Here is a 25294-nt window from a genome sequence, read left to right as displayed (position 1 = left end):
CGCCATCATGTGTATGAAAAGGCAATTCTGGAGTGCTCCCGATCACTGCTAGGAATCAGGAACGCCACAAAAGTGTATTAATTCACATCTATTTAGAAATGATTTTTTAGGGCTTCTAATATTCCAAAAATGATATACAAAATAAAGTAAAATCCTGAAATTCACGATAAAAATTTATAAAACAATAGGTTGCGAGGCATTTAAGGTCGATTTGTAAGTAAAGAAAGTGTTTTTGATATTACCCGTATTCATAAAATAAATTCATATTGAAAAAAGAGGATAAAGTGCTATACCAAAATGCAATACAGTTGTCGTGAAATTGAAATAGTCAAACGCTCTCAACCTGCCAATACTTTTGGGTAAATTCGAGCGTCTCCTGGAAGTGGTTTCATCTTCAATTACCGCTGCAGAGCGCTCTTAACAATTACCATTCCCAATAATAATTAGATACAAGAGAGCAGTAGTATGATTATAGATTGCCATGGCCATTACACGACTACGCCGCCTGCTGTGGGTGAATACAGAGACAAGCAGAAAGCGGATGTAGCGCGTGATCCTTCTTCTGTTGGTGAAAAAGGAACGATGCATATTTCCGATGACGAAATTCGTGAAAGCATCATTAATAATCAGCTTCGACTGCAACAAGAGCGTGGTACTGATCTCACGATTTTTTCCCCTCGTGCGAGTTGGATGGGACACCATATTGGCAATGAACATACCAGTCAATATTGGACGGAGCATCAAAATGATCTGATTCGCCGTGTTTGCGATCTCTTTCCTGAAAACTTTGTACCTGTGGCACAGTTACCACAATCGCCCGGTGTTGACCCTGCGAAGTCAGTGCCAGAAATCGTTCGTACAGTTGAAGAGATGGGCTTTATTGGTATCAACCTTAATCCTGACCCAAGTGGCGGTCACTGGAATGGTTCTCGTCTATCGGATCGCTCTTTCTATCCTATTTATGAAAAAATGTCAGAGCTCGACATTCCCGCAATGATTCACGTATCAGCTGCGTGCAATAGCTGTTTCGATACAACAGGTTCTCACTACCTAGGTGCGGATACGACAGGCTTCCAGCAACTGATGATGTCAGACGTATTCAAAGACTTTCCTGATCTGAAAGTCATCATTCCTCATGGTGGTGGTGCCGTGCCTTATCATTGGGGGCGTTTCCGTGGTTTGGCGTTGGATAAAGGCTTTGAGCTTGAGGAACGCGTACTAAACAACATTTACTTTGATACCTGCGTTTATCATCAACGCGGTATTGATTTACTGCTTGATATTATTCCTACGAAAAACATTTTATTTGCGTCTGAAATGATTGGTGCTGTGCGCGGTATTGATCCTGAGACGGGTCATTACTTCGATGATACTAAGCGCTATATAGACAACAACACGGTACTAAGTGATGCCCAAAAACAAGATATTTTTGAGCATAACACGCGTCGTGTTTTCAGCCGTTTAAAAGTTTAATGCTAAGGAGTCTCCCATGAGAGAGAACATCGTAGTTCAACATATTGAACGCGCAGATCAGACTGTTATCGATGGTTTAGCGCAGTGTGGTGTTGCAACCATTCATGAAGCACAAGGGCGAGTTGGATTATTGGCGGATTACATGCGTCCGATTCAACAAGATGTTGCCGTTGCTGGGTCTGCCATCACCATCTCTGGTGCGGCGGGCGACAATTGGATGATGCACGTTGCTATTGAGCAATGTCAGGCTGGTGACATGATGGTTTTTGCCCCAACGTCGCCCTCGAATCACGGTTTTTTTGGTGATTTATTAGCGACATCTGCACAGTCCCGAGGTGTTGTTGGGTTAATCATTGACGGGGGAGTACGCGATACTCGCGACTTGCGTCAAATGCATTTCCCTGTTTGGTCAAAAGCCGTGTTTTCACAAGGCACTATTAAAGAAACACTTGGTTCAGTCAACGTACCAATTGTATGCGCCGATCATTTAGTTAATCCCGGAGACGTGATTATTGCGGACGATGATGGTGTAGTCGTAGTGCGACGTGAAAGTGCGAAGAATGTTCTTGAATTGTCGCGTCAACGTATGGCCAAAGAAGAAGAGAAACGTCTACGCATGGCCAATGGTGAGCTTGGCTTAGATATTTATGAAATGCGGTCGCGTCTAGAAGAAAAAGGTCTGAAGTATGTCTAAGGGCATTGAGTGCATGTGGATGCGCGGAGGCACGTCTAAAGGCGCTTACTTTGTTGCAGATGCGTTGCCAGCTGATCCGCAAGCCCGCGCTGATGTGCTGTTGCGCGTCATGGGATCTCCCGATGCTCGGCAGATCGACGGCATGGGGGGGGCAGACCCCCTTACGTCAAAAGTAGCGGTTGTACAAAAATCTGATCGTGACGACGCCGATGTGGATTATTTATTTCTACAAGTGTTTGTCGATCAAGCCATTGTGACGGATGCTCAGAATTGCGGCAATATCTTAGCCGGTGTAGGGCCTTTTGCTATTGAGCGCGGTTTAGTTGAATCGGTTGAGGGGGAGACTGAAGTACGCATTTATATGCAGAATACAGGACAGATCTCAATTGCTCGAGTACAGGTGAAAGAAGGTGAAGTCGTTTACGAGGGTGATGCACGTATAGATGGGGTGCCTGGGTTTTGTGCACCAGTACCAATCACTTTTAAAGATACGGCTGGATCTAGCTGCGGTGCGCTGTTACCTACAGGTAATACGGTTGACATTATCAATGGCGTTGAAGTAACTCTGATAGATAATGGTATGCCATGCGTTGTGATGCGTGCTTCAGATATGGGGATATCTGGTAATGAAGCGCGTGAAGTGCTTGAAGCAAATCTTGAATTACGTGACAAGCTTGAGGCTATAAGGCTACAAGCTGGTCCCTTGATGAATCTTGGTGACGTGACAGAAAAGTCTGTTCCCAAAATGACCATGGTATCAAAAGCTTCAAATGGTGGTGCAATTTCTACGAGAACGTTTATTCCGCACCGTTGTCATGCCTCTATTGGTGTATTAGGTGCGGTCAGCGTGGCAACGGCGGCGGTTTTAGATGGGACTCCTGCGAGAGACATGGCTACGTATGAAAAGGGACGACAAATGACGTTAGATGTGGAGCACCCAACTGGTTGTATGACCGTTGTGTTGGATCGGGATGCCAATGGACAGGTGATGTCCGCGGCGTTACTGAGAACCGCACGGAAGTTGTTTGACGGCAAAGTGTTTGTACACGAAAACGGTCTTTAACCCGTTCTTTCATTAAAAAGAATAACGATAGGTAGCTAAAGATGGACAAAGATTATCTTCCATTTCATCCAAATCCAAGCAAGCCAACATATCAAGCTCCGGCAGGTGCCGTTGATGCTCATTGTCACGTGTTTGGTCCTGCGGATAAATTTCCATATCACCCAAAGCGTAAATACACGCCCTGTGATGCCTCAGAAGATCAGTTGTTTGCACTGCGTGATCACCTTGGTTTCTCTCGTAATGTCATTGTGCAAGCATCTTGCCACAGCACGGATAACGCCGCCTTACTTGATGCCTTGCAAACAGCAGGAGGGTTAGCGCGCGGTGTGGCATTTATTGATGATTCCTTCACGATTGATCAGTTGCAAACAATGCATGACGCTGGGGTACGTGGTGTACGTTTTAACTTTGTTAAGCGTCTTGTTGATAGTACGCCAAAAGACGTTTTTCTAAGCATAGCGGAAAAGGTTAAAACTCTCGGATGGCATATTGTTGTGTACTTTGAGGCGCCAGACTTGGAAGAATTAATTCCATTCTTAAACGAACTGGGTACAACTATTGTCGTTGATCATATGGGGCGTCCAGATGTAGCCAAGGGTGTTGATCATCCAGATTTCGAGCGCTTTCTAGGTTTTATGGCAGACAATGAAAATGTCTGGTGTAAGGTGAGCTGTCCTGAGCGACTCACCCTGCAAGCTCCGGACTACTCTGATGTTGTTCCTTTTGCCAAAACTTTGGTTGAGAGATTTCCTGAACGAGTGTTGTGGGGTACTGACTGGCCTCACCCAAACATGAAATCGCATGTGCCTGATGACGGCCATTTAGTGGATGTGATTCCAATGATTGCGCCCACCACTGAGCTGCAGCAAAAGCTGTTAGTGGATAATCCAATGCGTTTGTACTGGGCATAATTCAGAACAGACAGAATAAGAATAAGAGGTCATTATGGCGACTAATGAGACAAGAGAATTTCCTGGTACCTATCTGTTTGATAGCAAAATGGCTAAAAAAGGGTACGGCTTAAACAAAATGTGTTACTCGTTTAATAATCAAGAGGCACGTGATGAATTTAATGCAGATCCTGACGCTTACTGTGACAAATTCAATTTGAGTGATGCTCAGAAAGTAGCGATTAAAGAGAAAGACATCATAGCGATGCTTAGAGAGGGAGGCAGTATTTATTATTTGGCCAAATATGCGGGCTTGCTAAAATTAAACATGCAAGATATTGGCGCCCTGCAAACAGGTATGAGTGTGGATGAATTCAAAGACATGCTTGTTAAAAATGGTCGAGGAGACGTGTAATGGCAAACATCATTGGTGGAATCACAACTTCGCACATCCCTGCGATCGCAAACGCAATGGCAAATGGCCTAGAAGAGACGCCTTATTGGAAGCCTTTCTTTGATGGCTACCCACCTGTGCGTGATTGGTTGAACGAGAAAAAACCTGACGTCATTATCTTATTTTATAATGATCATGGGCTTGAGTTCTTTATAGATAAAAAACCAACGTTTGCTATTGGTGTGGCAGATGAATATCACAACGCTGATGAAGGTTGGGGGATTCCAACGATTCCACCTGTTACGGGTGAATCGGAGTTATCTTGGCACATTGCCAACAGCTTAGTTGAAGATGGCTTTGATATGACCATTTGCCAAGAAATGAAAGTAGATCATGGTCTAACTGTGCCTTTGAACCTTATGTGGCCGGGCTATAATTACGGGCATGTTAAAGTTATTCCTGTTTGCATCAACTGCGAACAGCATCCAATGCCGCAACCGAAACGTACCTTTGTTCTAGGTCAGGCTATTGGACGTGCTGTCGCGTCATTCGAAGAGGATCTGAATGTCGTGGTATTTGGTACGGGAGGTATGTCTCATCAACTTGATGGCGAACGAGCAGGCATTATCAATCGTAAGTTTGATATAGAATGTCTTGATAAATTGGTGACTGACCCCGAAGATTTAACTAAATACTCAAATTTAGATTTGGTTGAGATTGCTGGCGCTCAAGGCGTTGAGCTGAATATGTTGCTTGCAATGCGTGGTACATTGATTGGCCAAGTGAAAGAGTTGCACCGTAACTATCACGCTCCGATATCTAACACTGGATCTGGGCTGATGTTGTTAGAGCATACGATGCCCGAGAAATAACCTTCACGTAATTTTTGTGTTTAATTGAGAAAACCTAAAAAGCCATAACAGTGTTATGGCTTTTTAGGTTTATAGATTTTAATACTATAGGTTTTATTATTTTAATAATTGTCTATTTTCACAAAATAAACTTCGAAGTTAGGCTCTTGGGAAAGCAGTGTTGATGTCTTGCGCACACTTTTAGGGTGGTTGAAAAGTGATCAAAATGGTGTGGGTGGTTTGTATCATCAATTGGATGATGATCGATCAGATTTTATTAATACACTGTTTTATTCTGTATGGATGAAATAGTTGATGAGTCAAAACTACTAACACAATTTACTAATTTTTTTTGCAAAAAAGCAGATACTCAAGGTGTAGAATTGAGCACCAATAGCGATTAGCCGCTAATGACGCAATATAGTCGAGTCGATCTATAATTTTTCGAAGATAAAATAGGTAAAACATATCATCAATGCTAAAGCGTACTTGATGTACGCTTTATGTCTTCATAAATACATTCTCAAATTTCAGTCTGGAATCAGCCTGGTAAACAATTACTGTTTCTAGAGATACCTTATCTAAGGACACGTTTATGCAACACATCGGTCTAATTGGGCAAAATATTTCTGCTTCTCGTTCTCCATCTCTACATAATATGCTCGGTAAATTGAAGAGCTTCCCCGTTAGCTATGAGCTACAAGAATTAGACTCGCCAGAAGTCAGTGTATTTCAAGAGCGATTATCTTCAATAATTGATAAAGGTTTTATTGGTACGAATGTAACGTTTCCTTTTAAGCAAGTTGCGGTAGACAGCGCTGATGAAGTAAGTGATTCAGTTCAAAAAGTAGGCTCAACAAATACGCTATTGTTTAAGAATGGTAAAATACGTGCGTTTAATACTGATTTTACCGGTTTTATCCGTGGTTATCGTAAACGTTTAGGGGACCTTTCTGCTGGGAAGGTTTTGATGATTGGCTCGGGAGGAGTGGCTCGTGCTGTTGCGTTTGGGCTTTTTGAAGTGGGCGCGTCAGAATTGTTTATTTCAGACCTTAATACCGCAGGTGCGCAAGCGCTGGCCCAGTCTTTAAATGCGATTGGGTATAAGGCGACCGTTGTTGCAAAAGATTCGGTTGAAGCTATCGCTAAGCAAGTTGACGGACTTGTGAACTGCACACCTGTAGGTCATTACAAAACCCAAGGTAACCCATTAGCAGCATCTGCATTTGGTGGTCAGAAATGGGCCTTTGATGCCGTTTATACACCGATTGACACCGAGTTTTTAAAAGCAGCGAATCATGCGGGCCTAAAAATAGTTTCAGGTTTCGACCTGTTTTTTTATCAAGGCTTGGATGCCTTTGAAATTTTTACAGGGGTCGAAGTTCAAGATGTGACGCCTGTTCTGAAGCAATTCCGCGAAAAATATGATGTGGTAAGTACGCTTATCTAAGTCAATATATTGTTTGCCAAAACGCAGCATTTGCTGCATTTTTTGTTTTATGTATTCCTTTTTTGGTAGGTGTTGGGCGCTATATTTCATTCGTTTGTTATCCCTTGTATAGGCTAATATTTAGGACATTAAGCTGACTATTTATAAGAAATTTTGGCTGTTCTTGTATATTAATAACAATATATGTAAAGGGGGTTTAATGAAGACTGCATTAGCTACCGTATCCATCTCAGGAACCTTGCGAGAGAAAATGGAGGCTGCATCCAAGGCTGGTTTTCAGGGCGTTGAGATCTTTGAAAACGATTTGACGCAGTACTCAGGGTCACCGTCTGATGTGAGTAAAATGGCTCGTGATTTAGGCTTAGAGATCATTGCGTTACAACCATTTCGTGATATGGAAGGCAACCCTAGAGATATTCAAAAAAAACGCATTGAGATGCTGAAGCGTAAGATGCAGGTTGCGCATGAGTTAGGTACGAATCGCTTGTTGATGTGCTGTAATGTTCAGCCTTATGCCTCACCAGATCGCGATTTATGTGCCGCCGACTTACGTGATTTGGCTGAAATCGCTGCAAGTGAAGAGTTAATTCTAGGTTATGAAGCATTAGCATGGGGTCGCCATATTGCCGATTATGACGACGCTTGGGATTTAGTGCAGCGCGCGGATCATCCTAGTCTTGGGATTAACCTTGATACGTTTCATATGTTTTCGCGTGGCAATACATTGGATTGTCTGCGTGATGAGATACCAGTTGATAAAATTGCGTTAGTGCAAGTTGCTGATGCTCCAATAATGCCTCGTACCGATTACTTGACTTATAGTCGTCACTCTCGGTGTTTTCCTGGTCAAGGTGATATGCCAGTGGTTGAGTTTGTGCAGGTGTTGAAAGACAAAGGCTTCGATGACTACCTTTCTCACGAGATTTTCAATGATGAGTTCCGCTCATCTGACCCTGTTGCAAAAGCAATCGACGGTATGCGTTCATTGATATGGCTGGATGATCAAACTGCTCCAAAACACGGCATTGTGAAAGATGATATTGACGCTACAGCATCTATTATAGATGTGGAGTTTATTGAGTTTGCGGTAGAAGGGAGTTCTGGCGATGAACTTATTAAAACCTTATCGCAGCTTGGTTTTGCAGAAACCCACAAGCACGTTTCAAAAAATGTGTCTTTGATGCGCCAAGGCGATATTAATTTAATTCTCAACAAAGAGCCGCGAAGCTCATGAATACCATGAAAAGCATGGCGTATCTGTATGTGCTTTAGGCTTCGCGACAGAAAACGTAAAGCACACGCTTGATGTTGCTGAGCACTACAAGGCTGAGCGATTTGAGAATCAAGCTGGTCCAGGTGAGCTTAATATCCCAGCAATTCGAGGCGTGGCTGATAGTTTAGTTTACCTAGTTAATCGCGGCACGGGTTATCGCTTCTTTGATGTAGATTTTAAATCGATTAATGGCGTTCAAGGTGAGCAGGGTGTTGGGCTTGAGCGCATCGATCATATAGGTCAAACGGTTGCGAACGTAGACTTTTTGTCGACAGGCTTTTTCTATAAGTCTTTATTTGGATTTGATATTGAGCCAAGCCAAGATCTTCCGGATATACACGGCTTGGTGGTGAGCCGGACTGCAACAAATAAAGACAAGACGGTACGTATACCAATTAACATGACTAATGCTCGCTCGGCGTCAGCGGAACGTTTTCTTACTCAAACACGTGGCTCGGGGGTTCAGCAAGTTGCCTTTGCATGTAAGGATATCTTTGTTGCTGCAAAAAATATGGATCAAGAGAAAGTTCTGACCATTCCCAATAATTATTATCGCGATATTGGTGCACGCTTCGACTTGCCAGAAAAGCTGTTAATGAGCATGAAAGCGCACAATATTTTGTATGATCGCAACGATCAAGGAGAGTTTTTCCACTTTTATACAGAGCAGATACACGGTGTCTTCTTTGAGGTGGTTCAGAGGGTTGCAGGCTATGATAACTATGGCGAAGCAAATGCCTTTGTTCGCTTGGCTGCACAGGCGGAACAAGGGGAAAACTAGCGGTTACTGTTTGTGAGTGTCTTAAATTGGAGGGCGTTTAGCCCTCCAATTGTACGATCTTTATAATAGAGTGAAGAATAAGTCGGCGGGTATATTAAAACTCTTCGGTGTCGATTTCTTTCTGTTGGGCTGCGTTGTAGCGCGCGCCACTTATAGTGTTCTGATTAATCATGTCGTTTAGGTCGCTTAATTGGTCCGCAGACAGTTTAATATCAGAAGAACCTAAGTTGTCATTCATGTGGTTCGCAAAGCGGGTGCCAGGAATGGCAACTACATGATCGCCTTGGTGCAACACCCACGCGAGTGCAAGTTGTGCTGGTGTGCAGCCCATTTCTTTTGCCATTTCAATAAAGTTATTCAACAGTAAAAGGTTTTTAGGGTAGTGATCATCGTTAAAGCGCGGCATATTGAGGCGAATGTCGCCCGTTTCTAATGATTCAGCGCTCTTTACCGCGCCAGTCAAATAGCCTCGCGCCAGTGGGCTAAATGCCACAAATGTCACCCCCAGTTCTTTTGTGACTTCAAGTGTGGCAATTTCGGGGTTGCGTGTCCAAAGCGAGTATTCAGACTGTAGGGCAGTGATTGGAGCTTCTTTATGAGCGCTGCGTAAAGTATCGGCGGACACTTCGGAAAGGCCAATGGCGCCGATTTTACCCTCTTTAACTAAGTCATTCAGAGCGCCCACGCTTTCCTCAATGGCTACATTAGGGTCTTTACGATGTAGATAATACAGATTGATATACTCTGTTTTTAAGCGCTTTAAGCTGTCTTCACACTGTTGACGAATGTTCTCAGGTCGACCATTGATTTCTTTTTTACCATTAACCATCGCCATACCGCATTTGCTGGCTAAGAAAAATTCTTTACGAAGATGTTTTAGAGCTTTACCTACGAGCAGTTCATTCTTGCCTCCACCGTAGAGTGTTGCAGTATCAAAATGGCGATAACCCATCTCAAAAGCTTCTTGGAGGGCCTTAATAGCTTCTTCTTCGGCAACGGGGGAGCCGTAAGCATGAGAAAGGTTCATGCAGCCTAGGCCTATGCTAGGCGTGAGTAAATTCAAATGTTTTTCTGACATAGTCCTTGCCTTGTATAAGTGGTGTTTAGAAATGAAAAAACAGGGCACTTGGCCCTGCTTTTAGATGCTAGGTGAAAGCTAGCCCTCTAAGCACTGCTCTAGTTTGTGTAGCGTTTCCATTGCATCGATTGCTTGAGTGACGCACGCATTCGGAGCACGGCCGTCTTGGATTGCTGAGATGAATTCACGATCCTGAAGTTCAATGCCATTGTTTGAGACAGCGACGCCAGATAGATCAATTTTGTTCTCATTGCCATCGAATAGGTCATCATAGCGCGCAACATAAGTGCCATTGTCACAAATATAACGGAAGAAAGTACCAAATGGACCGTCATTATTGAAAGAAAGGGACAATGTACAAATTGCACCATTTGGCACTTTCATACCAATGCTCATATCCATGGCAATATTAAGCTCTTCATGAATAGGGCCTTGCAGAGCTTGAACTTTTGTCGCAACTTCACCGGTTTGATATTGAAATAAGTCAACCGTATGGCAAGCATGGTGCCATAAAAGATGGTCAGTCCAGGAGCGGGCTTGACCCAGCGCATTTTTATTGGAACGACGGAAAAAATAGGTTTGCACATCCATCTGTTGGACTTTTAATTCGCCCGCTGCAATTTTGTTGTGGATCCACTGATGAGAAGGATTAAAACGACGAGTGTGCCCCGCCATAGCAACCAGCCCCGTACGTTTTTGAGTTTCAACGACCTTGCGTGCGTCTTCGATGTTGTCTGCCATTGGAATCTCAGACATCACGTGCTTACCAGCTTCTAAGCATTGAATGGTTTGGGCGGCATGCATTTGTGTCGGTGTTGCTAGAATGACAGCGTCAACGTCATCAAGAGCCAACGCTTCTGCTAGATCTGTTGTATGGTGAGCAACGTCGCGCTCTTCTGCAAAAGCTTTGATTGCATCAGGTTTGGTACCGACAACCGACACAACCTCAGCACCGTCAATGGCTGCGATAGCATCCATATGCTTCATGCCGAATGCGCCTGATGCGCCTGCAATACAAATTCTCATTAGATATCTCCTAGCGATTGACTTGTTGTTCTTGGTGAGCGTTACTGCTCTAAATTAATACATTCAATCTATCATTGGCGTTTTAAATGATGTAATTCGTAAACTACAGATGGTATTCAAAAAAGAGATAATATGTTTCTATTCAAAAGTTATCTGAATTGATCGCATATTTCGCGTAGAACACTCAAGAAGTGAGACTGAGTAATAGTTGGCAACCAGTTTTTTCTTACGCAAAGGCCAATGGGGCGACGCGTATGCTCTAATGGATAAGATAAGATTTTGAGTATTCCTAACTCAATTTCGCGCTCCATCTGATGCTCAGATATTAATGTCAATCGATCACTTCCGATCAGTAATTCTCTTATTAAAATCTGTGAACTTGATTCCACAATGCGACTTGGTTGAGGGCAGTCTGCTTGATCAAAGATTGCTTCGAAGGCCGATCGTGTGGGAGTTCCATCTGCAGGAACAACCCAAGCGAACTTTTCTAAATCTTCAGCTGAAACTTGGTTAAGAGATAAAAGTGGATGACCATCGCGACAGACTATCGATAGCGGCGGGTTCCAAAGCTCTTCTTGAATAACATCGTCCGCAGGAGAAGGGTAGCGAAGAGCGCCAAGCACAATGTCTATATCGCCGTGGCGTAGATGGTGTAATAGGTCGGGGTAGGGACCTTCTATTATTTTAATATTCACATCTGGGTGCTGATCGCCAAACCGCAGAATGGACTTGGGTAAAATTGTGGTGCGTGCTAGCGGCATGCTCCCTAGAGAGATAGTGGAAACATCTTTAAACTGTAATGCATGAATTTCATACATACCTTGACGTAATTCACTGAATGCCAACTTCGCAGCTTTTGTAAGCGTCTTGGCAGCATCGGTTGAACTAATGCCGGTGTTTGTTTTATCGAAAAGTGCGATGCCAAGCAGTTTTTCAAGGTCACGGGCGGCCCTATGAACCGACGACTGTGAGACGCCAAGGTTACGACTGGCAATGCTGAAGTTTTGTACGTCGCACACAGCAACTAACGCTTTTAATTGGGTTGTGCTGATTTGAGCTAACACATTTGCAGAGAGCGTTTCTTTTAGCGATGGATCACGAAGTAACTCAGCGGCTGAATCTTTTAAGTAATCCAGCGAGCGAGTGACACGTTTTTGCCATAATATTCCGGATTCCGTGGGGTACATGCCATCGGAGTGCCGTTCAAATAAGTGGGTTTCGAGTTGCTTTTCTAATTTTGCAATGGCTTGTGTGATAGCAGGTTGAGACAAATAAATTTGCTCAGAAGCTCTAGTGATACTTTTTAGTTCGCAAACAGCCAAGAATACTCGTAAATGCCGCAAATTAGGAATTTGTAAATCCACTACTAGCTCCAGTCATACAATTTAGGTCACTATATCAAAAATGAATAGGTTTTAAAGTGGAAACGTTCGTATGGGGCATTTTCTTAGCTTCTATTCAAAATGAGCCATACTTATGAAAAATCTACTTTTTTTGCTTAAATTACGCTATTTTGGGTTCAGTATTTGTTTCTTAGGGTTGAGCATGCAGTTAAGTCGTTACTATGATGGATTAAAGTGGCTAATGTGTTCCATTGCTCTTTTATATGGGACTAGCATTTATGCTGCGGTAAGTATGCATGACTATTTTGCCGATGTTTGGACGTCGCATGACGGATTACCTCATAACAGTGTTAATGCTATTGCTCAAACAGAAGATGGTTACTTGTGGTTTGCAACATGGGAAGGCGTAGCCCGTTATAACGGCAAAAGCTTTAAGCTGTTTAGCCGTGACCCTGAAACAGGGTTGATTGATGCCGCCGTGCGAGCGTTGGCTCCGGCAAAAGGTAATCAGCTGTGGGTGGGTGGTGGCCGCGGTGGTATTACTGTTCGAGAACATTACAGCTGGTCGCAACAAGAGCCCGCTAAAAGTCTGGTAAACGATATATTGTTAGACGACGATTCGAATCTTTGGCTTGCAGTCGAGGGTGAGGGTGTATATTACCGACAAAAAGAAGGTGAAAATACTTATTCGGAAGATCGTTTAGTACTTAACGTTAGCACAGCACACCTTACCCAAACACGTTCAGGACTTATTTACGCTGCCACCCGTTCTGGCCTGTATCGGGTTTCTTCTAAAGGTGCGCAAAAGCTGCAAATACCCGATATTCCCAAGAACGTGCGCGTTTATTATGTTTCTGTAGATCATCGTGATCATGTATTAATCGGAACGACAAACGGTGCTTGGAGATACGATGGAAAGCAATTTATAGAGTTGCTGCCAGATCTACGCACTTCAACAATTACGGTGGTTGAAGAAGATGATGAGGGGAATATCTGGGTCGGTTCTATTGATAAAGGGTTAGCGCAGATTACGCTTCGCGGTGTTGATTTTATTGATACAAGTTCTGGTTTACCAAACAATCGGGTTATCTCTTGGTTTCAAGATTCGGAAGGCAGCATTTGGGTTGGCACTAATGGTGGCGTAATGCGATTACGTGAAGCGCCTTTTCGTAATTATTCAGCGTTAGAAGGGTTAGAAGGTAACTTTGTCCGAACGTTACTTAATATACCGGGAGACCGATTTTTAGTTGGCAGTAGCGAAGGTTTAAATTTAATAGAAGATGGGAAAGTGCTGGTAGCCAGTGAGCAACCGGCTGCGCGTCAGTCTATGCTAAGTTTAGCGAATATTTCCGATCAGTCTGTTCTAGTGGGTACGCAACGCAATGGCGTCTACCGCTGGAAGTCGGGGCTGATGACGCTCCTTTATAATAAAGATAACGGGTTGCCTGACAATGAAGTACGAGCTTTATTAGAGGATTCAAAAGGACGTGTTTGGATTGGGACGGTTAATGGCTTAGTGATGTTTGAGCAAGACGGTACTCGTACTGTTTTTGATGAGCACAGTTCAAATTTGCCTGATAATTATATTATCGCCTTAAGTGAAGATCGACGCGGCCGGATTTGGATTGGTACAGCGGAAGGAGTCGCTGTATATGATCGTCGCAACCGTATTCTTCCTATTGATATATCAATATTTGAGCAGGCACAGTATGTGTTTGGTTTCTACATTGAACCTGGTTTTGTATGGATGGCAACTGATCGTGGTTTGCTTCGATATGACACGATCGCCAATCAACTTACTGGCGTTGGTAAACCTGAAGGGCTGCCAATCGATAAGCTATTTCAAGTTGTTTATGATCGCATGGGAAGTTTCTGGCTAACGAGTAACCGTGGTATCTGGAAAATTAGTTATGTTGAGGCCCATCGTGCTGCCTCAGGTGAAATAGCTGCCATCAATTTTGAGCATTTTGGTGATGAAGATGGCATGGGCAGTAGTCAAGCGAACGGCGGCTCAACGCCGGCAGCAGTGAGCGCTAAAAGAGGCATGTTGGGTTTTGCGACAGCGGGCGGCGTGTCTTTTATTTTGCCGACTACACTTAAACAGCTCTACCAATACAGCCTACCAATAGTCATTGAAGACGTAGAAGTCGACGGTGTATCGATCAACCCTCAACGCGATTACTCACTGCAACCTGGATCGAATCGTATACGAATTAACTTTGCTGGGCTCAGTTACATTATGCCTGAGCGTTTGCAATATCAAACCAAGTTGGTGGGGTTTGATGATGATTGGAATTATCAAGGCAGTCAAACTGTCGCCGAGTATACCAACCTACCGCCTGGGCATTATGAATTTCATGTCAGTGTTCGCTATCCCTATGGCGAATGGCATGAGTCTAAAACAAAGTACGAATTTGAACTGCAACCCTTGGTTTGGCAAAGAAGAGATGTACAAGCTTTGTTACTGATCGCCCTTGTCGCGGGTTTAACCCTTCTTATGTACTGGCGAGTGTATGCGTTGAAAAAGCGTCAACGTGATATGGCGATGCAAATTCATACTAAAACTGAAGCATTAAGGGAACAAGCGGAGCGTTTTGAGCGGTTGTCCAAAGAGGATGTTCTGACGGGCCTGTACAACCGACGTGCTTTTGATGAAAAGGTACGCAGGGACTTTATGCTATCGATTCAAGGGCTGGGTAAGTTGAATCTTGCCATTATAGATATAGATCATTTTAAACAGGTAAATGACCGATTCTCTCATATAGTTGGAGATGAAGTTATCAAGCTTATGGCTAAGTTCTTGAAGGAGTCTGTGAGTGCCCCTAACGTAGTTGCCCGCTGGGGTGGTGAAGAGTTTACGTTGTTAATTCATGGCACTGAAGAGCAAGCTTTAGCGCTTTGTAATGGGCTACTTGAAGGTGTCGCTAAACTTCATTGCCCACAGCTGAATGATGAGTTTCATTTAACTGTCAGTATTGGCTTGGCGAATGCCTTGGGCTGCCATGACTATCAAAGCCTTTTAAAGCGTGCGGATCATGCTTTGTATCAAGCTAAAAACTCAGGCCGTAATCGTATCGAGCAATATCATGAATTTCGTTGATGAGGATGCATCTTTCCTGATTTAGGTCAGGTACTGAGAATGATTCCAGCTTTAGTCTCTTTTTGTTAGAACAAATTAACTATTTAGTCTAGTCAGCAGGAGAGAACAATGATTGACAGTAGTCGTCGTAAATTTGTGAAAAAAGGGTTGTTTGGCTTGGCTGCACTGCCGTTTGGTATGGGCGCGCTTACCTCTAATGCGTTTGCTGCATTGCCAATGTTAGACCCAAATGCGCCTAATGCTAAAGCGTTAGCGTATGTGCCAGATGCTGCAAATGCTTCTTCACACGCAGCATTTAAAGCAGGTAGCGCATGCAGTAACTGTAATTTCTATAATGCAGGTTCTGGCGCTTGCCCATTGTTTGCGGGCCATGCCGTTGAAGCAAATGGATGGTGTCAGGCTTGGGTTAAAAAACCATAATGATGATTGAGTAGCTGTTATTAAAAAGCTCTTAAGCCGTGGAAGGTTTAAGAGCTTTTTAAATGCGTTTAATAGCAACGAGCTGTTTTGTTATTCGCTTTTAATGAAGCATAGACTTTTTGCGGTGCAGGCATCGCTTGCTGTAAATCGCGGATTCTTGTCTGAGGAGAAGGGTGCGTGGACAGGAATTCTGGTGTTGTGCTGTTGCCACTTTTTTGAGCCATGTTTTGCCACAGCGTCACGCTCTCACTTGGATCAAAGCCTGCTTTAGCCATTAAATCTAAACCGATATAATCAGCCTCCGATTCATGAGTTCGGCTAAATGGTAAAATAATACCGAATTGAGCCCCTAAGCCTAGTCCCTGAAATATGAGAGATTTTGTTGCAGAATCTGCACCAGCAAGTTGGTATCCCACAGATAAAGCTTGATTGGTTGCCAGTTGAGTTGAAACACGTTCATTACCATGACGTGCTAATACGTGTCCGACTTCATGCCCGATAACAGCCGCTAGCTGAGACTGATTGTCGGCGACTTCAAGCAGCCCTGTATAAACCCCAATTTTGTAACCTGGTAAAGCAAAGGCGTTGACTTGTTTGTCATTAAAAAGCACTACTTCCCAAGCTTGTTTGCGATATTCATCTGGCAATACAGAGATGATATGATCGGCAACACATTGAACCTTTTGGGTTGCTTGAGAGCTTTCTGATTTGGGTGTTTCCGCTTTCATTTCCGTAAATGATGCCACCCCCATTTCATTAAGTTGACTGTCAGGTAGCAATACAAGTTGCTTGCGGCCTGTTGGGGACGTAGCGCAGGCAACCAGCGACGCGCTAATAAGTCCAATAGTTAAGCTACGCAATAATGACGTTGTCAATTGAGTCTCCTTGTTAGCCTTGGATGTCATGAAGCAGCTCGGCCGCCTGCAGTACGATCCCTTCACCGGCCATATTGGGTGCTACGCCAACGCTTACACCATCATTTGTCATGCCGGGTAACCACACTTCAAAGAACGCCTCGTTGTTGATGTCGAGTGCGCTGAAGCCTTCATAATCCGATTTAGCCCATTCATTGGCCATTTCTTCCGTTGGCCAAACAGGTAATACTCGCTCACTACCAATAGTGATGTTCAAACAGCCTTCCGTGTCCGCTAAGGTGTAACAGGTGCCGCCACTTTTAACGTGAGCAACAAAAAGATCGTAACGGTTCTGACTGGTCTCTCTAAAAAAGCTTGTATTATCAATAGTCATAAATGTTTTCTTCAATGTGTTTAACTGATACTAACAACTACAGACTATATCTGATAGTTAAAAAAATGGGCGATCGATATAGATCACCCATTGCGTAAAAAACAAGGAAAGACCGTGATTAGCGTGGAATCTCGTCAGAAATGCCTTCTACATACCAATTTACCTGAGCTAATTCTGTATCGCTCAGGGTATGTCCTTCAGGAACAACAAGGTTTCCTTTGTTATCTTTGATGGGACCTGTGAAAGGGTGAAACTTGCCAGAGTGGATCATCTCGTATGTTTCATCAATCTTAGCTCGAACGTCTTTCGGTAAGTTGTCATTGATAGACGCTAGACTAAGCATGTCCTCTTGAAAACCACCCCAGAAGTCTTTTGGTTCATACGTGCCATCCATGACTTCTTGAGTAATTTTGATGTAGTAGGGAGCCCAGTCATCACGTACAGAGAAAACGTGCGCATTCGGGGCGAAGCTGCTTTGATCCGATGCTTGTCCAATAGCGCGCGCACCGCGCTTTTCTGCAGCAATCAGAGGAGCTGGGCTATCAGTATGCTGCAGTAATACATCCACACCTTGGTCCATCAGAGCGTTGGCTGCATCTGTTTCTTTGCCTGGATCATACCAAGAATTCACCCAAACGATTTTCATAGTGACTTCAGGGTTGACGCTTTTCGCCGCCATGTAAGAAGCGTTAATGTCACGAATAACTTCAGGGATAGGGAAGGATCCAATGTAGCCAATGGTATTGGACTTGGTTAGCATGCCAGCAGCAACCCCTGATACGTAACGACCTTCATAAGTGCGAAGTACGTATGTGCCCATATTTTTAGAGCGTTTGTAGCCTGTTGCATGTTCGAAGGTGACGTTAGGAAAGCGTTTTGCAACTTTTAACGTAGGATTCATGAAACCAAAAGACGTGGAGAAAATCAGGTCATTACCTGCTTTTGCAAGCTGAGTGATGACTCGCTGAGCATCTGCACCTTCTGGTACGTTTTCTACATAGGTTGTTTCCACTTTGTCACCGAAGAACTCTTGAAGCTCTTTGCGGCCGCGGTCGTGTTCATAACTCCAACCTAGGTCGCCCACTGGGCCGACATAAACAAACCCAACTTTAAATGGGTCGTCTGCAGCTTGTGCAGCAGCAACGCCCGCTAGTAGGCCAAGGCCTACAAGTAAGTTTTTTAGTTTCATTATTTGCTCCTTTTGTGCCCGAAGGCGATCTACATTAAACATGATTAACTACTAAGCCATTTGACGAGGATCGAATGGTTTACCAAGAGAGCGCGGCGCGAGTAACTTTTCTTTATATTTATCTGCACTGATGATGACCATGACTATAATTGTTGCCACATAGGGCAACATCGCCAATAAGTTTGGTGAAATAGACCAACCCATCCCTTGAAGAACAAGGTGCATAATACTTGCCAACCCAAATAGATAAGCACCCAATACAATATTACCAATTCGCCATGAAGCAAATACGACGAGTGCTAACGCGATCCAACCTCGCCCAGCCGTCATATTTTCAACCCACATAGGGGTGTATACCAGTGACATATAGGCGCCGCCTAAACCAGCCATAGCGCCACCAAACATGACGGCAAGATAGCGAACTCGCAGCACTTTAATGCCAATTGCGTTGGCTGCATTTGGGTTTTCACCAACGGCTTTAATCGTTAGGCCTAATCGAGTTTTGTTTGCGACAAAAGCAATTATGATGGCAAGAAAGACAGCAATGTATACCATCACATCATGACTAAATAGAACTTTGCCTAGCACGGGTATATCTGAAAGTACTGGAATCGACAAGGGTTGAAAGCCAGTTATAGTCTGACCAACAACGCCTGAGCCGATGAAGGCGCTTAATCCTGTGCCGAAAATGGTCAGAGCCAAGCCTGTTGCAACTTGATTGGCGCCAAGATGTAACACTAAGAAACCAAAGATTAAGCTCATCACCATGCCTATGATCATGGCTCCTAGCAGCCCGAAACCTGCATTTCCAGTGCCGTAAGCGGCCATGAAACCGACCACTGCGCCCATTAACATCATACCTTCCTGCCCTAAGTTCAAGACCCCTGTTTTTTCACAAATGGCCTCGCCTAAAGCAATAAATAGAAGGGGGGTGCCCGTTTTAATGGCTGCAAAAAGTACTTGAGTAATTAGATCAATATCCACGTTTTGCTCCTAAGCCATTTTTTCGCGTAAAGGTACGATGCGGTAACGAATGAAGAAATCACACGCCAAGAGAAAGAACAACAATATCCCTTGAAACATGCCGACGACAGCAATAGGAATGCCCATTTCTATCTGAGCTAAGTCTCCACCCATATATAAAATAGCTAAGAAAATAGCTGCGACAATGGCACCTGCAGGATGAAGACGACCAAGATATGCAACGATAATAGCGGAATAACCGTACCCCGGGGAGATATTTGGCGTAAGCTGGCCAATAGGCCCCGCTACTTCGGATACGCCTGCCAATCCGGCTAGGGCACCTGCAAACAGCATAACAAACCAGCTAATTGCCTTTGCATTGTAACCTGCATAGATCGCGGCAGGTTCATCGGCACCGTAGACACGAATCTTAAATCCAAGATGTGTTTTGGCCAGCAAAAACCAAGCGAATAGTGCCAGTACAATGGCGAAGACGACGCCAAGATGCACGCGTCCGCTGTCTGAGAGTACAGGTAGTAAGGTGGCATCTGAGAACAGCGCTGACTCTGGAAAACCAAAGCCTTCCGGATCGCGTAATGGCCCATGAACCGCCCAAATTAACAAGTACAATGCAATATAGTTTAGCATTATGGTCGTAAGGATTAAGTTAGAGTTAAACTTTACCTTGAGGAGAGTAGCGATGCCTGCCCAAGCCATGCCAGAGACGATGCCACCCAATAAAGTGAGAGGCATCGCAAAAGCAGAATTCGAGTCGACGAACATTAGGGCAACAGTACTGCCTCCAAGTGCGCCCGCCAACAGTTGGCCTTCAGCACCAATGTTCCACATATTGGCGCGATAACACAGAGCTAAACCGACGGCGCACAGCAACAATGGCCCCATTTTAACCAGCATTTCACTGATATTATAAGCGTCTGATAATGGTAGTATTAGCAGTACATGCAGTGCTTGTAATGGATCTTTGTCGAGAGCCGTAAACAGCAGAGAGCCAAAGATTAACGTGAGTACAATGGCTAAAAAAGGCGATGCAAACGTCATTAGCGTGCTGGGTTCTGTTCGTGCTTGCACTTGGATCATGCGAGTGCCTCCTGTTGCTCTGATTCATTAATGAAGGTACCTGCCATCCATTGACCTATTTGATCTATAGACGTTTCTTCAGCACGAACAACGGGAGAAAGGTGACCGTCGCACACAGCAGCCATACGGTCTGCTAGCAAGAAAAGCTCATCAATATCTTCTGAAATTAATAAAATTGCGGCACCTTGATCTCGAAGTTGCAATAACGCTTGATGGATAGCAAGAGCGGCACCAACATCGACCCCCCATGTGGGGTGAGCACAGATGAGTACTTTTGGATTTTGGCCAATTTCACGTCCCATAATGAATTTCTGTAGGTTACCACCGCTTAAGCTTTTAGCTTCAGAAAACTCACCATGACATTTAACGCTGTACTGGGAGATAAGGCTTTTGGCGTACTCTTTTACGGCTTTCCAGTTCACAAGGCCGGATTGTACAAAACCACGGCTGTGTGTCAGCAATGTGTTTTCGGATAAGCTCATTTCAGGAACAGCGCCTCGCCCCAAGCGTTCTTCTGGCACATAAGCCAGTCCGTTACGTCGGCGTAGACCAGCAGATTGAGTGCCAATGTCACGGCCATCAAGTATTAATGTGTTTTTAAGAGTACGACTGTCTTCTCCGCTGATGATCGACATCAGTTCTTCTTGCCCGTTACCCGCAACACCCGCAATGCCAAGAATTTCACCTTTGTACAGCTCAAAGTTAATCTGTTTTAAGGTGGTGCCGAAAGGGTGTTTAGCGGCTAAAGAGAGGTTCTTTGCAGTAAAGACAATGTTTTCACCGAACGCTTTCTCATAGCCAGCATCTTGTTCAGCGAGGTCGCCTACCATCATTTTAGCGATCGTGGCAGGGGTTTCGTTGGCTGGCTGACAATCGCCCACGAATTTGCCGCCACGAAGAATTGTGGCGTTATGACAAATTTCCGTCACTTCATGAAGTTTGTGAGAAATAAATAAAATACTACAGCCTTCAGAAGAGAGTTTTCTCAAAACGGTGAATAACCCAGCAACTTCTTGCGGTGTTAATACTGAAGTGGGCTCATCAAGAATCAGAAGCTTTACCGATTGAACCAGACAACGCATGATTTCGACACGTTGGCGCTCTCCAATCGAAAGGGAATGGACGAATCTGTCTGGATCAACATTAAGACCGTAGGTTGCAGATAGGTCTCGAATACGTTCAGCTAAGTCACCGATTGAATGCAATTGCGATCGACTTAAACACAGCTCTATGTTTTGCGCGACAGTGAGCGTTTCAAATAATGAGAAATGTTGGAACACCATGCCAATGCCTAAGTCACGGGCCTTAGAAGGAGACTTGATCTCTACTTCGTGACCATCCCAAAGGATCTGACCAGAGTCTGGGGCAACCACGCCATAGATTGTTTTTACTAATGTACTTTTGCCTGCGCCATTTTCTCCCAATAATGCATGTATTTCACCTGGCATCAGGCGCATGCAAATTTGATCATTGGCTAGACATCCGGGGTACTGTTTAGTGATATTCAGTAGTTCTAGACGCGGGCTAGAGCTCTGGTTTTTCAATGTTTCCGACACCGTTAATTCTCTATGTGATTGGATGTTAAGCGTTTTTGGATACGCTTCTTTTTCGCCGTGCTTGGCTTTTGGCTTTCCTTTTCCGACTTATACTGAGTAGGTACTGAGTTAGTCGAATGTTTTGCAATCAATAATTGTGCCAATACAGCGTCATTAACCGAAAGGCTGTAATAAGTCGCGAAGAATACGCAATTTTGACTTGTTTGTCTGCACGGTCAGCTTTGTTGGTGTGGATTATTTCTGTTTGAAATGCATTATTCCTGATTTTATGGTCAATATTGCGCTATATTGGTGCCTGTATTGACCGATCGGTCCAGAATTAGACGTAGGCGAGTGCCGTTAGCTCGTGTAAAATGGGTTCTGGATTTTGGCTCCCAATTTTTTGATTTCTAGCGCTATGACCGTTGTCTAATAGGACAAATTTTGTCTCTGTTGAAGAAGTATTTTGCAAGGCTTGCTGAGCTCAGTGCTATAAATAGTATTGATGTCGATTTGAATCGCAAGCAAGTGGTTAACATAACCTATTTGTTTTCCATGATCGTTGGGTTGTTGTCAGCTATCGTTTTCATGGTTAACGACTGGGTTATTGAATCTACGGTTCATTTTCTCGGCGCGGCTGTTTCTTTAATGGGTTTTGTGCTGTCTATTAAAGGTTATTCCCGTACATCAAGATTACTGTTTCCAGTCGCTTGTGCGACGTATATTGTTTTTTGTACTTTTTTGTTTTACGGCTCAGACAGTCATTTTATGTGGTTGCTAGTGGTATTGGCTGCTTACTCGGTCACTGGGTTTCGAGTAGAGGGCGGTAAAGCTCAATTGCTGGTTTGCTTTTTTGCGTTAGTGACCTTTGCCTTTATTAAATTATTTGCGCCCACCACCACCCAATACGTATCTATGGATGCACGCTTGCTGATAGCGCTGTGTACATTTACGGCATCTTGTACTTTGATTGTTTTGATTGCTGGAGTGGTTGTGACCAAGTTGCGGAGGCTCAATGAGCATCTTCGTAATCTTGCTGAAGTAGATGATCTAACCAAACTCAGTAATCGTCGCAAGGTTTTGGCAGAAGCTGTTAATGTGTTTGCTGATTCGATTATCAATAATCAACGCTGCTGTTTTGCTATTCTAGATTTAGATCATTTTAAAAATATCAATGATCGTTTTGGTCACGAAGCAGGTGACACTGTTTTGAAAAGCTTCGCGCGAGTCATGGCTAATAATGCACGGCGGGGAGATTGGGTTGGTCGTTATGGCGGTGAAGAGTTTGTCATTGTTATGCCTAATACTCGTATAAAAGATGCAGTCAGTGTGATGGAGCATTTAAGAATACAAATTGCGGATTTGGCGATTCAAATCGAGGGGCATGTAGCACCGATACATGTCACAACTAGCATTGGTGTAGCTGAAATTACAGATGATACGGCACGTTACGAGCAAATCTTGGCGCGTGCAGATGAAGCGTTATACATGGCAAAAAACAATGGCCGTAACCGCGTTGAAATCAACGTAAGTTAATAAGTGAGCTAGACATAATGGATCCAATAGAAGTCGTGTTGAAGCACGATGATTTCTGGGTAGTGGTTAAGCCGGCTGATGAGAGTTTTCATTCAGAGGACGGCATGGGGTTTGCTGAACGGTTAAACCAAACCTATCCGGAGCAGACATTTTACCCACTGCATCGGCTGGATAAGATGACGTCAGGCTTAATTCTGTTTGCAACCAATAAAACGGCAGCGGCGGTCTTTGGTGATTTGTTCGCGCAGCATGCCTTAGAAAAAAGGTATATTGCTGTTTCAGTCAATAAGCCGAAGAAGAAGCAGGGGACTATTTCAGGCTCAATGTTGCCGAGCCGGCGTGGTCAATGGAAGCTTTCTGCTCAAGGTGACAATCTTGCTGTTACTCAGTTTTTTAGCTTTTCTGAATCTGGTAAACGTTATTTTTGGATACGTCCATTGACGGGTAAAACACATCAAATTCGTGTTGCGCTAAAAAGCATTGGCGCGGCAATTTTAGGTGATGAGCGTTATAGTGGCGAAGTATCAGATCGTGGCTATTTACATGCCTACTCCCTTGCGTTTGAGTGGCAAGGAGAGCCTATGTATTTTGAAAGTTGGCCTAAAGAAGGCGAACACTTTCCGGACTCGATCCGGTCGTTATATCAACAATATTTTTTCGAGCCATCTTTGTCATGGCCTAAATTCACGATTCCTAAGAAAACCATCTTGTAACTATGAAAAACGTTTTAATATATTGTCGTCCAGGGTTTGAACGAGACGCTCTAGCAGAAATTTCAGATAAAGCATCTGAGCATGGCTTTTATGGCTACGGCGTTCCCGCTGAAAACTCAGGTTATGTGTTGTATAACACAGGCGATGACCAAGGTGGAGAAGCGTTAATTCAATCTCTGTCATTTAATCATCTAATCTTTGCGCGTCAAATTATTGCGGTTAATGATGTGATTGATTTCGAAAAGGGTGGTCGGGTACAGGCACTTCTAGAGGCGGCACGAGAGCTTCCTCTTGCAGAAGATATGTGGTTTGAAACCGCGGATACGAACGAAGCTAAAGCATTAGCAGGTTTGATAAAAAAGATTGAAAAACCGTTGATGGGTGCTTGGAAAAAAGCGGGATTGCTGCGTAAAAAAGCAGTAGGTATTCGTCATCATGTCTTTTTTATGGAGGGGAACCAAGCCTACCTAGGTGTCAGTTATCAATCTTGTCGATCTGAATTTTTATCAGGTATTCGTCGATTGCGCTTCCCATCTAAGGGGCCTTCTCGTTCAACTTTGAAATTAGAAGAAGCTCTGCTGCAGTTTGTGCCAGAACAAAGACGAGAAAGAGACCTTTACGAAGGCATGCATGCTGTAGATTTGGGGGCTGCGCCAGGAGGGTGGACATACCAGTTTGTCATCAGAGGTATTCATACCTATGCGGTTGATAATGGGCCGATGCAGAAGGAGTTAATGAATACTGGACTGGTGTCGCATATGACTGAAGATGGCTTTAAGTTTAAGCCGCCAGGAAAAGTTGACTGGTTGGTATGTGACATGGTTGAACGCCCTATTTTAGTGGCGGAACTCATGGCGAAATGGTTATGTGAGGGGTGGACTCAGCGCGCCATCTTCAATTTGAAGCTGCCAATGAAGAAACGATATCAGGAAGTAGTTCAGTGTTTTGAGCTTATTGCTAGTCAATTGAAGCAGCAGGGGTTGAGATATGAGATGCAGTATAAGCATCTATATCATGACCGAGAAGAAATTACGGTTTGCGTGATGGTAAAATAACCAAATCCTAGTTTTGATAAATGGGGCGATTAAGCCTAATGCTATTCACTTAAGCGAAACAGCATTACGAGATACTGGATACCTCGTCTTTGATTGCTTTACCATGCGGGGCCTACTAGGC

General features: G+C 44.0%; 21 protein-coding genes and 1 pseudogene. 13 read left to right on the top strand and 9 right to left on the bottom strand.

Annotation, left to right across the window (positions count from 1 at the left end; genetic code table 11):
- The first annotated feature begins 465 nt into the window (after positions 1 to 465).
- The 8 genes and pseudogenes from AYW76_RS16355 to AYW76_RS19700 all read left to right on the top strand — a co-directional run bounded on the left by AYW76_RS16355 (position 466) and on the right by AYW76_RS19700 (position 8869).
- Positions 466 to 1473: an amidohydrolase family protein gene (locus tag AYW76_RS16355; RefSeq protein WP_067223110.1), complete on the top strand. Its 1008-nt coding sequence runs from the start codon at positions 466 to 468 to the stop codon at positions 1471 to 1473.
- 16 nt (positions 1474 to 1489) lie between these two features.
- A complete protein-coding gene (locus AYW76_RS16350) occupies positions 1490 to 2167 on the top strand; it encodes a 4-carboxy-4-hydroxy-2-oxoadipate aldolase/oxaloacetate decarboxylase (protein WP_067223107.1) in 678 nt (225 codons plus the stop codon).
- Positions 2160 to 3230, top strand: coding sequence for a 4-oxalomesaconate tautomerase (locus AYW76_RS16345; protein WP_067223104.1), 1071 nt, complete (start codon positions 2160 to 2162; stop codon positions 3228 to 3230). The genes AYW76_RS16350 and AYW76_RS16345 overlap by 8 nt, the downstream gene beginning before the upstream one ends.
- Before the next feature lie 41 nt (positions 3231 to 3271).
- The gene (locus tag AYW76_RS16340; RefSeq protein WP_067223101.1) at positions 3272 to 4141 is read left to right on the top strand and encodes an amidohydrolase family protein; all 870 of its coding nucleotides are present in this window, start codon (positions 3272 to 3274) and stop codon (positions 4139 to 4141) included.
- 34 nt (positions 4142 to 4175) lie between these two features.
- Positions 4176 to 4535 (top strand): protocatechuate 4,5-dioxygenase subunit alpha, encoded by a 360-nt coding sequence (locus AYW76_RS16335; RefSeq protein WP_067037459.1) that lies wholly within the window; start codon positions 4176 to 4178, stop codon positions 4533 to 4535.
- Positions 4535 to 5386, top strand: a complete 852-nt coding sequence (locus AYW76_RS16330; protein ID WP_067223097.1) for a class III extradiol dioxygenase family protein — start codon at positions 4535 to 4537, stop codon at positions 5384 to 5386. The genes AYW76_RS16335 and AYW76_RS16330 overlap by 1 nt, the downstream gene beginning before the upstream one ends.
- 574 nt (positions 5387 to 5960) lie before the next feature.
- Positions 5961 to 6815, top strand: a complete 855-nt coding sequence (locus AYW76_RS16325) for a shikimate dehydrogenase family protein (RefSeq protein WP_067223093.1) — start codon at positions 5961 to 5963, stop codon at positions 6813 to 6815.
- A 199-nt stretch (positions 6816 to 7014) separates the two neighbouring features.
- Positions 7015 to 8869, top strand: a pseudogene (locus AYW76_RS19700) (bifunctional sugar phosphate isomerase/epimerase/4-hydroxyphenylpyruvate dioxygenase family protein).
- Positions 8870 to 8963: 94 nt separating this feature from the next.
- On the opposite strand, the gene AYW76_RS16315 reads toward AYW76_RS19700, so the two are convergent.
- The 3 genes from AYW76_RS16315 to AYW76_RS16305 all read right to left on the bottom strand — a co-directional run bounded on the left by AYW76_RS16315 (position 8964) and on the right by AYW76_RS16305 (position 12337).
- A complete protein-coding gene (locus AYW76_RS16315) occupies positions 8964 to 9947 on the bottom strand; it encodes an aldo/keto reductase (RefSeq protein ID WP_067223089.1) in 984 nt (327 codons plus the stop codon).
- 78 nt (positions 9948 to 10025) lie between these two features.
- Positions 10026 to 10973 (bottom strand): Gfo/Idh/MocA family oxidoreductase, encoded by a 948-nt coding sequence (locus AYW76_RS16310; protein WP_067223086.1) that lies wholly within the window; start codon positions 10971 to 10973, stop codon positions 10026 to 10028.
- A 149-nt stretch (positions 10974 to 11122) separates the two neighbouring features.
- Entirely contained in the window at positions 11123 to 12337 is a 1215-nt protein-coding gene (locus AYW76_RS16305) for a LysR family transcriptional regulator (RefSeq protein WP_067037471.1), read from the bottom strand.
- 112 nt (positions 12338 to 12449) lie between these two features.
- Here AYW76_RS16305 and AYW76_RS16300 point away from each other — a divergent pair, with 112 nt between their 5' ends.
- Both AYW76_RS16300 and AYW76_RS16295 read left to right on the top strand, forming a co-directional pair.
- Entirely contained in the window at positions 12450 to 15416 is a 2967-nt protein-coding gene (locus tag AYW76_RS16300) for a ligand-binding sensor domain-containing diguanylate cyclase (RefSeq protein ID WP_082866275.1), read from the top strand.
- 108 nt (positions 15417 to 15524) lie between these two features.
- Positions 15525 to 15836 (top strand): high-potential iron-sulfur protein, encoded by a 312-nt coding sequence (locus AYW76_RS16295; protein WP_067223082.1) that lies wholly within the window; start codon positions 15525 to 15527, stop codon positions 15834 to 15836.
- 68 nt (positions 15837 to 15904) lie between these two features.
- Here the strand turns inward: AYW76_RS16295 and AYW76_RS16290 are convergent, their stop codons facing one another.
- The 6 genes from AYW76_RS16290 to AYW76_RS16265 all read right to left on the bottom strand — a co-directional run bounded on the left by AYW76_RS16290 (position 15905) and on the right by AYW76_RS16265 (position 21890).
- A complete protein-coding gene (locus tag AYW76_RS16290; RefSeq protein WP_067223079.1) occupies positions 15905 to 16741 on the bottom strand; it encodes a M48 family metallopeptidase in 837 nt (278 codons plus the stop codon).
- Complete coding sequence (locus AYW76_RS16285; RefSeq protein WP_067037477.1) at positions 16725 to 17084, bottom strand: DUF2750 domain-containing protein; 360 nt, start codon at positions 17082 to 17084, stop codon at positions 16725 to 16727. The genes AYW76_RS16290 and AYW76_RS16285 overlap by 17 nt, the downstream gene beginning before the upstream one ends.
- Positions 17085 to 17202: 118 nt before the next feature.
- Positions 17203 to 18273 (bottom strand): BMP family ABC transporter substrate-binding protein, encoded by a 1071-nt coding sequence (locus AYW76_RS16280; protein WP_067223075.1) that lies wholly within the window; start codon positions 18271 to 18273, stop codon positions 17203 to 17205.
- Between the two features lie 51 nt (positions 18274 to 18324).
- Entirely contained in the window at positions 18325 to 19257 is a 933-nt protein-coding gene (locus AYW76_RS16275; RefSeq protein WP_067223071.1) for an ABC transporter permease, read from the bottom strand.
- A gap of 9 nt (positions 19258 to 19266) precedes the next feature.
- On the bottom strand, positions 19267 to 20334 hold the full coding sequence (locus tag AYW76_RS16270) for an ABC transporter permease (protein WP_067223068.1): 1068 nt from the start codon (positions 20332 to 20334) through the stop codon (positions 19267 to 19269).
- Positions 20331 to 21890: an ABC transporter ATP-binding protein gene (locus AYW76_RS16265; protein ID WP_231872636.1), complete on the bottom strand. Its 1560-nt coding sequence runs from the start codon at positions 21888 to 21890 to the stop codon at positions 20331 to 20333. Before AYW76_RS16265 ends, AYW76_RS16270 begins: the two co-directional genes overlap by 4 nt.
- Before the next feature lie 423 nt (positions 21891 to 22313).
- Between AYW76_RS16265 and AYW76_RS16260 the strand changes: the two genes are divergently transcribed.
- From AYW76_RS16260 to rlmM, 3 genes are read left to right on the top strand one after another with little or no spacing between them, the layout of a single operon-like run.
- Positions 22314 to 23405 carry a GGDEF domain-containing protein gene (locus tag AYW76_RS16260; RefSeq protein ID WP_082866274.1) on the top strand — a complete coding sequence of 364 codons (1092 nt, stop codon included), beginning with the start codon at positions 22314 to 22316 and terminating at the stop codon, positions 23403 to 23405.
- Positions 23406 to 23422: 17 nt separating this feature from the next.
- Positions 23423 to 24118 carry a pseudouridine synthase gene (locus AYW76_RS16255; RefSeq protein ID WP_067223062.1) on the top strand — a complete coding sequence of 232 codons (696 nt, stop codon included), beginning with the start codon at positions 23423 to 23425 and terminating at the stop codon, positions 24116 to 24118.
- Positions 24119 to 24120: 2 nt separating this feature from the next.
- Entirely contained in the window at positions 24121 to 25173 is a 1053-nt protein-coding gene (gene rlmM / locus AYW76_RS16250) for a 23S rRNA (cytidine(2498)-2'-O)-methyltransferase RlmM (protein ID WP_067223058.1), read from the top strand.
- Positions 25174 to 25294 lie beyond the last annotated feature (121 nt).

This window comes from Marinomonas gallaica, assembly GCF_001639745.1.
Lineage (GTDB): Bacteria > Pseudomonadota > Gammaproteobacteria > Pseudomonadales > Marinomonadaceae > Marinomonas > Marinomonas gallaica.
This window is presented reverse-complemented; position numbering and strand designations above follow the sequence as displayed.